The sequence below is a fragment of the Bradyrhizobium sp. WYCCWR 13022 genome, assembly GCF_030435535.1.
Classification (GTDB): Bacteria; Pseudomonadota; Alphaproteobacteria; order Rhizobiales; family Xanthobacteraceae; genus Bradyrhizobium.
The window spans coordinates 1-12,143 of the sequence record NZ_JAUIZJ010000003.1 but is presented as its reverse complement, the minus strand read 5'-3'; the positions used below and the strand labels follow the sequence as shown (position 1 = coordinate 12,143).

Below are 12,143 nucleotides of genomic sequence, written 5' to 3'. Positions count from 1 at the left end.
TGAGGAAACGCCATGACCCATCCGTCCATCCACGCCAAGAGCACGCCCGACAAGATCGCTTACCAGATGGCCGGGACCGGCAAGGCCATCACCTATCGCGAACTCGACGAGCTCTCGAACCAGGGCGCGCAGCTGTTCCGCTCGCTCGGGCTGAAGGCCGGAGACCACATCGCACTGCTGATGGAAAACCGGCTCGCGTTCATGGAGATCTGCTGGGCGGCGCAGCGCAGCGGGCTCTATTACACCGCGATCAGCCGCTATCTGAAGCAGGACGAGATCGACTACATCATCGGCGATTGCGGCGCCAAGGTCTTGATCACGACGCCGAAATGCGCCGACCAGGTCAAGGACCTGGTCAAGGGCAAGCCCGGCGAGCCGCTCTTCTACATGGTCGACGATCCGCTCCCCGGCTTCCGTTCCTACGACAAGGAAGCGGCCGCACAGCCGACCGCGCCGATCGCGGACGAGGTCGCGGGCTACGACATGCTGTATTCGTCGGGCACGACCGGTCGGCCGAAGGGCATCAAGAAAGCGTTCGAGGGAAACAAGATCGACGTGCCGAACGCGTTCCTGCGCGTTCTCTGCGCCGACATGTGCGGCATGAATGCCGAGAGCACGTATCTGTCGCCGGCGCCGCTCTATCACGCAGCTCCATTGCGCTTCAACATGATGGCGGTGGTGCTCGGTGGCACCTCCGTCATCATGGAGCATTTTGACGCCGAGGAATTCTTGAAGCTCGTCGAGAAATACAAGGTCACGCAATCGCAGCTCGTGCCGACCATGTTCGTGCGCATGCTGAAGCTGCCGGGCGATGTCCGCGCGAAATACAACGTCTCGACGCTGAAAGGCGCGATCCACGCCGCGGCGCCCTGCCCGGTCGACGTCAAGGCGAAGATGATCGAATGGTGGGGACTGATCCTGATCGAGTACTACGCAGGCTCGGAAGGCAACGGCGTCACCGTCTGCAATTCGCAGCAATGGCTGGAGCATCGCGGCAGCGTCGGCCGCGCCGTGGTCGGCAAGATCAAGATCCTGGACGAGAACGACGAGGAACAGCCGGCGGGCGAGATCGGCACGGTCTATTTCGCCGACGCGCCTGTTTTCACCTATCACAACGATCCCGAAAAAACGAAGAAGGCCTACAACGCCAAGGGCTGGTCGACGCTCGGCGATGTCGGCTATCTCGACAAGGACGGGTTTCTGTTCCTCACCGACCGCAAGTCCTACATGATCATCTCGGGCGGCGTGAACATCTATCCGCAGGAAGCAGAGGACGTGCTGATCACTCACCCCGAGATCGCCGACGTCGCGGTGTTCGGCGTGCCGAACGAGGAGATGGGTGAAGAGGTCAAGGCGGTCGTGCAGCCGCACGACATGAAGCGCGCCGGCAAAGCGCTCGAGGCCGATTTGATCGCCTATTGCAGGACCCGCCTCTCGGCGATCAAGTGCCCGCGCTCGATCGATTTCGAGGCGGAGCTGCCGCGCACACCGACGGGGAAGCTGGTGAAGCGGCATCTGCGAGACAAGTACTGGCCGAAGACGGCGGCGAAGATATAGGGTCACAATCGAACAGGCTGGGCGTGTGGTTCACCAGCGCGCCTTCGATCTCGAGCATCTTCAGTTTCGTCACCACGCCGCCATTCGCCGAGAAGCCGCCGGGCTTGTTGCCGGCGGCGAGCACGCGGTGGCAGGGCACGACGATCGGGCACGGATTGCGGCCGAGCGCCTGGCCGACGTCGCGCGAGAGCTGTACGCCGCCAAGCTGCTTGGCGATGTCGCCATAGGTGATGGTCTTCCCCGGCGGAATGGCACGGGCGATCTCGTAGACGCCGCGGTTGAACTCGGGCACGCCGTCGAGGTCGAGCGAGATATCGGTGAGGTCATCCGGCTCGCCCGCGAGCAGTTTCGTCATGCGGTCGATCGCCTGCTGTACCTCTGCCGTCGGCACGGCCTCGGTGGCATCTGCGTGGCGCTGGCTGATGCGGGTGCGGATCTTCGCTTCGCCGCCCATCGGGAGCTGCGTGCCGTTGATGCCGCGCGGACCCCAGGCGATGGCGCAGAGGCCGATCCTGGTATCGAACAGGGCAAAATGCTGGTCGGTCATGGCTTGGTTCCTGGACTAGCGTCTTCGCATGCCCCCGTTGTGATCTCGGTACAAATCTAGGCTTGGAAATAGTTGCGATCCACCCGGTTTCCGGGAATCTTGCACAGGAGTTCCGCACACCTTTCCACGAGCCCTGAATGCAAAGCCTCCACGTCCTTGGATACGACATGCCCTATCTCGACGTGGGCGAGGACAGAGGCCGGCCGCCGCTGGTCTGCGTGCATGGTTCGCTCAACGACTTCCGCGTCTGGGGCTGCGTGCTCGGGCCGCTGACGCAACGGCACCGGATGATCGTCGTCAGCTTGCGGCACTTCTTCCCTGCACGATGGGACGGCGTCGGCAATACCTATTCGATCGCCCAGCATGTCAGCGACGTCATCGCTTTCATCGAGAAGCTCGACCTGGGTCCGGTCGACCTGATGGGCCATTCCCGCGGCGGGCACATCTGCTTCCGCGTGGCGCAGCAGCGGCCCGATCTGCTGCGGCGGCTGGTGCTGGCGGAGCCGGGCGGCGAACTGGACGCGAGCCTCGACCCTGACTATTCCGGCGGCCCCTCGCCGCTGCTGGCGCGGTTCACAGCCTCGGCCGGCAAGATTGCAGCCGGCGATGTCGATGGCGGCCTCGCGGTCTTCGTCGACACCCTGGAGGGCGCCGGCACCTGGCCGCGGCTGCCGGCGATGGTGAAGCAGAACCTGCGCGACAACGCCTATACGCTGATCGGCCAGGTCCGCGACAATCGTCCGCCATTCTCGAAAGCGGATGCGGAATCCATCAAGATGCCGACGCTGTTCATCCTGGGCGCGCGGACCAAGGGCCTGCTGCCGAAGGTGCTGCATGCGCTCGCCGCGCATGTGCCCTATTCCAAGACGGCGATCATCCCGAACGCGACGCATCCGATGTTCGAGCAGGCGCCGCAAAAATACTCCGAAGTGGTCCTGGACTTCCTGGCGAGCTGATCATGCAGAGCTTTCGCGTCAACGGTTACGACATGGCCTATCTCGAACTCGGCGAGGGCCATCCGCTGGTCTGCGTGCACGGCACGCTCGGTGATTTCCGCACCTGGTATTCGGTGCTCGGCCCGCTGTCGAAGAGCCATCGCGTCATCGCGGTCAGCCTGCGGCACTTCTTTCCTGAGCACTGGGATGCCGTCGGCGACGACTACAAGATGGCACAGCATGTCGCCGACACGATCGCCTTCATCGAGCAGGTCGAGCCCGGCCCCGTCGACCTGATGGGGCATTCGCGCGGCGGGCACATCGCGTTTCGCGTCGCGCAGGCACGCCCTGACCTGCTGCGAAAGCTCGTGCTGGCCGAGCCGGGCGGCGACCTCGACGCCAGCCTGCCGCTGCCCGAAGGCACGCCCGCGCATCCGCCGCTGGCCGCGAAGACGATACGCTCGGTCGAGATGATCCGCGCCGGCGACATCGAGGGCGCGTTGCAGAACTTCTACGAAGGCATCGAAGGCGACGGCTCCTGGCGGCGCGTACCGGCAGCCGCCAAGCAGCAGCTGCGCGACAACACGCTCACCTTCCTCGGCCAGATCAACGAGCAGCGCCGGCCCTACACGCTTGCAGACGCGCAGGCGATCAGGACGCCGACGCTGCTGATCGGCGGCGGCGCCACCACCGGCAGCCTGTCGGTACTGTGGCGCGTGCTGGCCGCGCACATCGCGGGCGCGCAGACGGCGGTGATTCCGAACGCCGGGCACTGGATGTTCGAACAGGCGCCGCTGGAGTTCGGCGAGGTCGTAAGCAGGTTCCTGGCGGAGTAGAGGCCGGTACGCCTCACAACGCGAAAACAACCCCATGCACAGTAGACGGCCTCAATAAAATCAAGAGCTTACCTCGCCAAAAGCGAGGATATTGACGGCCCCCCCTTACCGGTCTATTTTAGAATACGGAATTCCGTATTCCTATTCGGAGCTACCCGGCGTGATTCCTCTCGACCCGCTGCCGAACCTGATCGACCAGGTCTATGCCCGGATCCTGGAGGCGATCTCCGATCGCACGCTGCAGCCGGGCCAGCGCATCCGGCAGAACGAGCTTGCCGACAAGCTTGGCGTGTCGCGCCAGCCGGTGTCGCATGCGCTGCATCTGTTGCATCGCCAGGGCCTCGTCGCCGAGAGCGGCAAGCGCGGCTTTGAAGTCACCCAGCTCGATCCCGCGCGCATTCGCCAGCTCTATGAGGTGCGCGGCGCCATCGATGCGCTCGCAGCGCGGCTTGCGGCTCGGCGCACTGCAACCGACGCCGCGGGACGCGCGCGGCTGGAGACGGCGCTCGCCGCCGGACGTCGCATCGATCGGAAGACTCCGCTTGCCGAGCTGATCGCGCTCGACGTCGAGTTTCACCGCGCCATCTACCAGCTCGCCGGCAATCCCGTGATCGAGGAAACGATCACGCCGCAATGGCCGCATATGCGCCGCTCGATGGCGACCGTGCTGTCCGAGCTCGATTATCGCGGCAGCGCCTGGGCGGAGCACGCCGACATCGCAAAGCACATTCTTGCAGGCGACGTCGACGCCGCCGAACGCGCGGCACTGGCGCATGCGCAGACGGCGGGACGGATGACCGAGGAGAGATTGAGGGCGACGGACGAGGTGGCGGCGTAGCCAAGGGCGCGCCAGCCACGACGAGAAAAACAAAATGAGCCAAGGAGGACGACCCATGAAACTGTCTCAGGAGCAATTGGAGTTCTTCCATCGCGAGGGCTGGCTGTTCCTCCCGGAGTTGTTTACCCAAGAAGAGGTCGATTTCCTCGCGCGCGAGGCGGTCGGCATTTACGATGCCAACCGGCCGGAGGTCTGGCGCGAGAAGAGCGGCGCGCCGCGCACGGCCTTTGCCGCGCATCTCTATAGCGAGGCCTTCGGCGTGCTCGGCGCACATCCGCGCATGATCGAGCCGGTCGAACAGGTCTTCGGCGAGCCCGTCTACATGCACCAGTTCAAGATCAACGCGAAATCGGCCTTCACCGGCGACGTCTGGCAGTGGCACCAGGATTACGGCACCTGGAAGCGCGACGACGGCATGCCGGAGCCGCGCGCGATGAACATCGCGATCTTCCTCGACGAGGTGATGCCGATCAACGGCCCCCTCATGCTGGTGCCGCGCAGCCAGAATGCCGGCGATCTCCAGGCTTCGCACGACCTCTCGACAACGTCCTATCCGCTGTGGACGCTGGACGAGGACACCGTGACGCGTCTCGTCAAGCAGGGCGGCATCGTCGCACCGACCGGCAAGCCTGGCGGCATGCTGATGTTCCACGGCAATCTCGTGCACGGCTCGGCCGGCAACATCACGCCCTATCCGCGCAAGATCGTGTACCTGACGCTGAACGCGGTCTCGAACTACATCCGCACCCCGACAAGGCCCGAATACATCGCCCATCGCGATTTTACGCCGATCAAGACGGTGGACGATGATGCGCTGGTACGGCTTGCGCGGGCGCCGCGGCAGGCTGCGGAGTAAAATCGCCGCCACGGGCGAGAGCCACCTCTCCCATTGGGAGAGGTGGACCGAGCGCAAGCCGCACTGGAAACGCTTGATATCGAGATTTCCCCATGAACCTCTTCCGCATCCTCCAGGCCCGGGCATCCGCCGGAATGCCTGTCCGCGTCGCACTGATCGGCGCCGGCAAATTCGGCTCGATGTTTCTGGCGCAGGTGCCGCATACGCCGGGGCTCGAGGTGCCGATCATCGTCGACATCGACCGCGACCGCGCGCGCGAGGCCTGCCGCACCGTCGGCTGGAGCGCCGAGCGGATTGCGGCCACCGTCTTCACCGATGACGGCGCGCGCGCCATCGCCGGCGGCGCGATGGATGTCGTGGTCGAGGCGACCGGCAATCCCGCCGTCGGCATCCGCCACGCGCGCGCGGCGATCGCGGCCGGCAAGCATGTCGTGATGGTCAATGTCGAAGCCGACGTGCTGGCAGGCCCCCTGCTCGCCGAGGAGGCACGCAAGGCGGGCGTGGTCTACTCGCTCGCCTATGGCGACCAGCCGGCACTGACAGCGGAGATGGTCGACTGGGCGCGCGCCACCGGTTTTCGCGTCATCGCCGCCGGCAAAGGCACGAAATATCTGCCTGCCTATCACGACGTGACGCCCGACGGCGTCTGGCAGCATTATGGCCTGACGGCCGGCGAAGCGCAGTCGGCCGGCATGAATCCGCAGATGTTCAACTCCTTCCTCGACGGCACCAAATCGGCGATCGAGATGGCTGCGATTGCGAATGCCTGCGGGCTCGACGTGCCCACGGAGGGACTTCTGTTTCCGCCCTGCGGGGTCGACGACCTGCCGCACATCATGCGGCCGCGATCGCGCGGCGGCGTGCTGGAGCGGCCGGGCGTGGTGGAAGTGGTCTCCTCACTGGAGCGCGACGGCCGGCCGGTGTTTCGCGATTTGCGCTGGGGCGTCTATGTCGTGCTGGAGGCGCCGAATGACTATGCGGCGGATTGCTTCAAGCAGTACGGCCTCAAGACCGACGCCAGCGGACGGTTTGCCGCGATGTACAAGCCCTATCATCTGATCGGGCTCGAGCTGAACATTTCTGTGCTGTCGGCCGCACTGCGCGGCGAGCCGACCGGGCAACCTTTCGGCTTCCGCGGCGACGTCGCCTCCGTGGCCAAGCGAGACTTGCGCGCCGGGGAGATGCTGGACGGCGAAGGCGGCTACACGGTGTGGGGCAAGCTGGTGCCGGCGGCTGCGAGCCTGAAGGCAGGCGCCCTGCCGATCGGTCTCGCGCATCGCCTCAAGCTGAAGCACGACGTCCCCCATGGCGAGATCGTGCGCTGGAGCGACGTCGAATTCGACGCCAACGACGAGACGGTCAAGACCAGGAAGGCGATGGAGGCGGCGTTCACGAAGCAAGGTTAGAGCGTGCGTGCATTCACACGACGTCGACAGCCGCGGGCCGGCGGCGGATCGTGCCTCCGTCACCCGATTGAACAGAGCTTCCGCAACGCTTCGGTATCTTGCGACCTGCCGTGGACCGTCAAGCCCGGCGATGCCGTTTGCTGGTCGACTTGATCGGGGACGTTTGATCCTGATCAAGGTGCCCTGAGGGGCCGGTGACAGATTTCTCTCGCAAAGCAAGATCTGTTGGATCGAGCCAATTTCGATCTCCTCGCCTGCATTCCGATTGAAGACATGGCGCGCGCCGGCATCGGCGTCGTCACTCAGACGGGCCAGCAAGAATTGAAACGAGCAGTAGCGGACATTTCCAGGAACGAGTTCATGAGCAGCAAGCGTTTGTCTCTCGTTGTCGGCTTGGCAGCGGCGATGACCGCCTCCGGTGCCTCGGCGCAGTCGATCAACCTCACCGGCGTGTACAAGTGCATTCAGATGTGCCGAGGGGGCCTGGCGGCCTATGTCACCCAGAACGGGACTGAACTGAATCTGTTGACCGAAGCCGGCGTGCCATCTCGGGCCTGGCCCGATTGGTATTCTCCGGCCAACCGGATTTGGGTCGATGCGTTCAATCAGAGCGCCGTCTACTCGCCGGACGGAATGCTGATCCAGTTCGACAACGGCACGATCTGGCAGCGGGACTTGCCTCCGCCTCCGCCTGTCCCCCGCCGACGTTGACGCGCCGGCTTTCGGTCGAGTGGCTGCGAACGCGCTCAGGTCGGCTAAGGGGGGACGGCACCGCGGTTCGTCTGTCAGCCTCCGGGTCCGTCCTTCATGATGTAGCCCATCAGGTCGTCCACGTTGTGCTCCAGGTCCCGGATGATGTTCTTGACGACGTCTCCGATCGAGATCACGCCCACCACCTTGCCCGCGTCCAGCACGGGCAGATGGCGAAAACTGCGCTGAGCCATCATTGCCATGCAGCCATCCAGCCGATCGTCCGGCTTGACCGTCACCGGGTTGCCAGTCATCGCCTGGCCCACCGGCGTCTGCGTCGCATCGAGCCCGGGCAGCAGCACTTTGATGGCGCAGTCACCCTGGGTCACGATACCGACAAGCACGTCGTCGTCGATGACCAGCACCGACCGGACCCGGTTGTCGCGCATCTTGCGCAAGGCTTCGACGACCATGTCGTCGGAACGAACATGGATCAGGGCGCCACGCTTCTGGGCCAGAGCGCTTTTGACTGTGCTCATCGGTTTCCTCTCGCGGGCCCCGTCCGGCCTGCCTTGATGGTCAGCATCGAGGATAGTCGAAATATCTTGTCTCGTCAGCACCGCGCCGATGTCGCCGGCGAGACCTGCCACCGATCCCGACAGCGGGGTTTCGCCTCGCACTGGCAGGGGCGCAAGGGCTGCTATCGGTCACAAGCTGCCCTCGGTCAGTGCTATATGTCAGAGCCGATTGATCCGCAGGGCTGGAAGGTTTGGAGCGAGCGTCCGCGCAAGCATCCTTCATGCTTTTGGGCATAAGCAAGTACGCCCATGAAAATCAAAGCCATGACGACAAATCCGGCTATGACATTCTGCACCATGACTGCCACTCCACGTGGTTAGCGCGCTACGAAGTAAGCGACCGCGCGGCCAAAGATAAACCCAGTCCTGAATTAAGAGCAAGACAGGTTGGCTCCGGCTGGAGCAAACTTCCGCTTCGGGTCATAGGTCGGTCGGTTGCTTTCGGTCTACCCCACTGAGCCGACAACTGATGACGCCGCCCGAACTTCGCATTCGGGCCATGAGCGGGCATTTGAGCCAAGATGGGCGGCGTTCGTCGTTCGCGTGCCGCTCTAGCGCTCTTCAATTCCCCACCGGATTGTGGCCCACACTCTTTCGTGCACGAGATAGGCGAGCGACGTGTAGATGTTGCTAATGATCATGAAGCCAACGGCAGCATGTACCGCTCCAGTCAGTACGTAGATCGTCAGAAAATCCAAAGTCATAACTACAACGCGGTAGGTTATTGCTTTCGCCAAAGAGCGACGGGGACTTACGTTGCGCATGCACCCTCTCCCCTTTCATCGCGAAAGTCAGTGGCGTTTTTCTCGGAGGGAATGCTAGTTGAACACCTGCACGGGCACCAGCATCGCCGGCTGCGTTGGGTCACGAGCCGCATTGCTTGCGGTGACCAAATCAAGTCGGCTCTGCGTCCGACTGAATAGCAAGACCTTCTACATTTATCGCGATGGTGCAGAAGCAAACCTTCAGCCCTGCCCACCCGTCGGCGGGTCTATATCTTTGCTGTGAGATGCGTACGACCCCTTCGGGCTCTTATCCATGGCGTGAATGGCCACGGTGTCGCTGCCGTCGTGCCCGGGCTTCGCTGCGCACTCAGAGGTTTTGGCCGCAGAGACCGTGAAATGACTCGCCGAGTTAGCATCCCAATGAGCTACCGGGCTTAACATCTGGCGCCCTGAAGCGGTTTGCGCTTCCGAGAGATGAGCCTCGGACAGATAAAGGTGAGTCTTCGGCAGCAGAAGAATAATTCCAAGAGCGATGAGCTTTAATGGCAATCGCATGCTGGCCTCCACTCCTTGATGACCGATAGCAGGAGATGAAGCGTCAAAAAATTCAGGTCAGTATCTTAAGGGGATGTACGCAGGAGGTGGCCCATGCGTCCCGCGCCGAGGTCGCCTATCGGTCAAAGGCAGCCCTTGGCGTCACCACTCGGCTGTCCGCTCAGCCCTTGGAAGCGGACGCTGCGAGGCCAAGAGCGGAAGTCAGCCACGGGCCAAAGGCGGACTTGTTCCCGCAGCAATTACTCAATCACCTCGTCGGCGCGGGCGAGAAGGTCTGTCGGCACGGTCACGCCGAGGGCCTTTGCTGTCTTGAGATTGGCTGCCAACCAGAATTCCGTTGGAAATTCGATGGGCAGGTCACCGCAACGAACACCCCTGAGGATTTTGTCCACAAAATAGCCGAGGCGACGATAACACCAGCGCAAATCAACTCCGTAGCTGACAAGGCCGCCGTGAATAACGTGCTCGCGGTATCCGAAGACGGTCGGCAGCCGCTTTTCAAGGGCAATGGCGCCGATCTGCTCGGACCGGACAAGGAGCAGATTGGTCTGAAGGACAACGACAACATCGACTTTTTCGTTCGCCAGTGTCGCGAGTGCACCCGGAATATCATTCGGCGTGTTAGCATCGGCTTCAATCACGCTGAGGCTCATAGCTTGGCAAGCAGCCTTCAAGTCCGCCACTTGAGGTGGGCCCTTGGGATCGTTCATGTTGGTGAGCAGTCCAACGCGCCGTACCGTCGGCACGATTTCTCGCGCAAGTTCAATTTGCTTGGTCGGCAATCCCGCGATATAGGGCTCAATTCCGGTTACGTTTCCTCCCGGGCGAGCTTCGCTGGCAATCAAGCCGAGATGAACCGCGTCCGCGAGCGCGCCACAGACAATCGGTATCGTCGATGTCGCCTTTCGGGCCTCGACCGCTTGCAACGTCGCTGGCGCGACGATGATATTGGGTTTGACCAGAGCGACCATTTCTTCCATGGTTGCTACTCGGTCAGTAAACATGTCAGTTCGCCGAATGATATCAACGTCTCGACCTTGCTCGTAACCAAACTCCGAGAGACCTTTGACAAAATTGCCGAACACTAGGTCCAATATAAATTGAGGCACGTTTAAGCCTGCGGGTGTACCTGCGGGCGGGGCTCCCGCCCACGCGATGATCGGACGTTTCGGCGCAGACTGCGCGTTTGAGCCTTGACCAAACAGTGTTGATGCGGCTGCGCCGATAAGGCCGAAACGTCCGATGAACTCCCGCCGTCGCATATGTCCCTCCTCAAGGACCACGCCTATGGGAAACAAAAATTACTACGTTCCCGCCCCTTGGTGACAGACCATTGAAAAGCATACTTGACGGCGTGTCGGGCCGCTTTGGGTCAAAACCGGCCCATGTCGCAATGCCTGAAGGAAGTCAGCTAAGGGCCACACGGACCTTTCCAGGGCCGATCCGGACTTCGCTCAGGCCAAAGGCGAAGTGTCAGGTTATCAGTGATCGTTGGTCGATTTGCGCGCCCAACGCTTCGGTCAGGAAGGCGCACTGCCGCGCGCTAGCTTCCTCGAAAATCTCGCTTGGATGGTACAACAAGCCGAAATGGCCGCCATCGATGTCAGCCCACTGCTTACGGCAGCGCATGAGCCCAAATACGGCCCTCGTTACGTCGGGATTACAGTGAGTCATCTCGTCATTGCGACCGGCCATGAGCAGGGTCGGCCCGCGAATGAACTGCGCCGCCAGATAGGCGCTGAACGGAACCACCGTGGGTGGAATGACGCGAATGGCACGGTTCTCCCACAATGTGCCATGCCGGCCGCCGTAATCGATGAACCAGCGGTAAGCTTGGATCGGCTTCAGCAGCGAGGGCGCGCCGATTTGATCGGCCGACACGACCGGCAGTGGCCCGGTCGTGGTTTCAGGCGTGCCGGTGATGTCGCCGTCGTCGAAGATCGTTTGCATTGTCTGGAAATGCCACTCGTCCGGCGCGAGCTTGGGCATTTCCATGCCGCAGGCCGGACATTGCGCCGCGACCGCCGCATATCGCGGGTCGAGCGCGCCGACCGCAAGCGCAATCATGCCAGAATAACTATCGCCCCAAGCCGCGATTCTCTCCGAATGGACGTCGGCGCGCGTGAGCAGATAGTTCATGGCGTCGCGATAGCCGCGCGCCTGGAGCCACGGGTTGATCAGCTGCCGGGGCTCGCCGCTGCTGAGCCCGAAATTGCGGTGGTCGTAGAGCAGCACAGCGAGGCCGGCGCGACAGAATACCTCGGCATAGCGATCGAGACACATGGTGATGGTGGCTGTGGTGCCATGCGTCATGACCACGGTCGGCCAAGGCGCCACCTGCGCAGGGCGATAGAAGCGCCCGCGCAATGTCGCGCCCTCGGAAGGAAACTCCACGACCTCAAACATCGTGCCCTTACCGGCTGATGCCCAGAGACGGATACTAGTGCGTCGACACCGGCGTGGCTACTGTCAGACTATGTGCCATGTCCGAGATGGGTCACAAGCGGCCGTCGAAGCGAGCACGGTCCCACGTCTGCTCTACCGGCAATAACGTATCGCTCCGGCGAGGACCGCCTTGCGCGGTTTGATGGAGGATGAAGACATAGGCGTATGACTGACC

General features: G+C 62.7%; 12 protein-coding genes and 1 pseudogene. 7 read left to right on the top strand and 6 right to left on the bottom strand.

The window, feature by feature from the left end; genetic code table 11:
• Positions 1-12: 12 nt before the first annotated feature.
• On the top strand, positions 13-1,557 hold the full coding sequence (locus QY049_RS08825) for an acyl-CoA synthetase (RefSeq protein ID WP_258763952.1): 1,545 nt from the start codon (positions 13-15) through the stop codon (positions 1,555-1,557).
• Between the two features lie 7 nt (positions 1,558-1,564).
• Here the strand turns inward: QY049_RS08825 and QY049_RS08820 are convergent.
• Positions 1,565-2,104, bottom strand: a pseudogene (locus tag QY049_RS08820) (methylated-DNA--[protein]-cysteine S-methyltransferase); the annotation flags it as partial.
• A 137-nt stretch (positions 2,105-2,241) separates the two neighbouring features.
• Between QY049_RS08820 and QY049_RS08815 the strand changes: the two are divergent.
• The 6 genes from QY049_RS08815 to QY049_RS08790 all read left to right on the top strand — a co-directional run bounded on the left by QY049_RS08815 (position 2,242) and on the right by QY049_RS08790 (position 7,686).
• Entirely contained in the window at positions 2,242-3,060 is an 819-nt protein-coding gene (locus QY049_RS08815; protein WP_258763953.1) for an alpha/beta fold hydrolase, read from the top strand.
• 2 nt (positions 3,061-3,062) lie between these two features.
• Entirely contained in the window at positions 3,063-3,875 is an 813-nt protein-coding gene (locus QY049_RS08810) for an alpha/beta fold hydrolase (RefSeq protein WP_258763954.1), read from the top strand.
• A 160-nt stretch (positions 3,876-4,035) separates the two neighbouring features.
• Positions 4,036-4,713, top strand: a complete 678-nt coding sequence (locus tag QY049_RS08805; RefSeq protein ID WP_258763955.1) for a GntR family transcriptional regulator — start codon at positions 4,036-4,038, stop codon at positions 4,711-4,713.
• 55 nt (positions 4,714-4,768) lie between these two features.
• Positions 4,769-5,569 carry a phytanoyl-CoA dioxygenase family protein gene (locus tag QY049_RS08800; RefSeq protein ID WP_258763956.1) on the top strand — a complete coding sequence of 267 codons (801 nt, stop codon included), beginning with the start codon at positions 4,769-4,771 and terminating at the stop codon, positions 5,567-5,569.
• A gap of 92 nt (positions 5,570-5,661) precedes the next feature.
• Complete coding sequence (locus QY049_RS08795) at positions 5,662-6,975, top strand: NAD(P)H-dependent oxidoreductase (protein WP_258763957.1); 1,314 nt, start codon at positions 5,662-5,664, stop codon at positions 6,973-6,975.
• A 225-nt stretch (positions 6,976-7,200) separates the two neighbouring features.
• Positions 7,201-7,686 carry a hypothetical protein gene (locus QY049_RS08790; protein ID WP_258763958.1) on the top strand — a complete coding sequence of 162 codons (486 nt, stop codon included), beginning with the start codon at positions 7,201-7,203 and terminating at the stop codon, positions 7,684-7,686.
• Positions 7,687-7,760: 74 nt separating this feature from the next.
• Here the strand turns inward: QY049_RS08790 and QY049_RS08785 are convergent, their stop codons facing one another.
• The 5 genes from QY049_RS08785 to QY049_RS08770 form a co-directional block, all read right to left on the bottom strand.
• Positions 7,761-8,204 (bottom strand): CBS domain-containing protein, encoded by a 444-nt coding sequence (locus QY049_RS08785; RefSeq protein ID WP_258763959.1) that lies wholly within the window; start codon positions 8,202-8,204, stop codon positions 7,761-7,763.
• A gap of 590 nt (positions 8,205-8,794) precedes the next feature.
• Positions 8,795-9,007, bottom strand: coding sequence for a DUF2061 domain-containing protein (locus QY049_RS38960; RefSeq protein ID WP_367401180.1), 213 nt, complete (start codon positions 9,005-9,007; stop codon positions 8,795-8,797).
• A 201-nt stretch (positions 9,008-9,208) separates the two neighbouring features.
• Positions 9,209-9,523, bottom strand: a complete 315-nt coding sequence (locus QY049_RS08780) for a hypothetical protein (protein ID WP_258763960.1) — start codon at positions 9,521-9,523, stop codon at positions 9,209-9,211.
• Between the two features lie 239 nt (positions 9,524-9,762).
• On the bottom strand, positions 9,763-10,785 hold the full coding sequence (locus tag QY049_RS08775) for an ABC transporter substrate-binding protein (protein WP_301269275.1): 1,023 nt from the start codon (positions 10,783-10,785) through the stop codon (positions 9,763-9,765).
• A gap of 211 nt (positions 10,786-10,996) precedes the next feature.
• Positions 10,997-11,929: an alpha/beta hydrolase gene (locus QY049_RS08770; RefSeq protein ID WP_258763962.1), complete on the bottom strand. Its 933-nt coding sequence runs from the start codon at positions 11,927-11,929 to the stop codon at positions 10,997-10,999.
• Positions 11,930-12,143 lie beyond the last annotated feature (214 nt).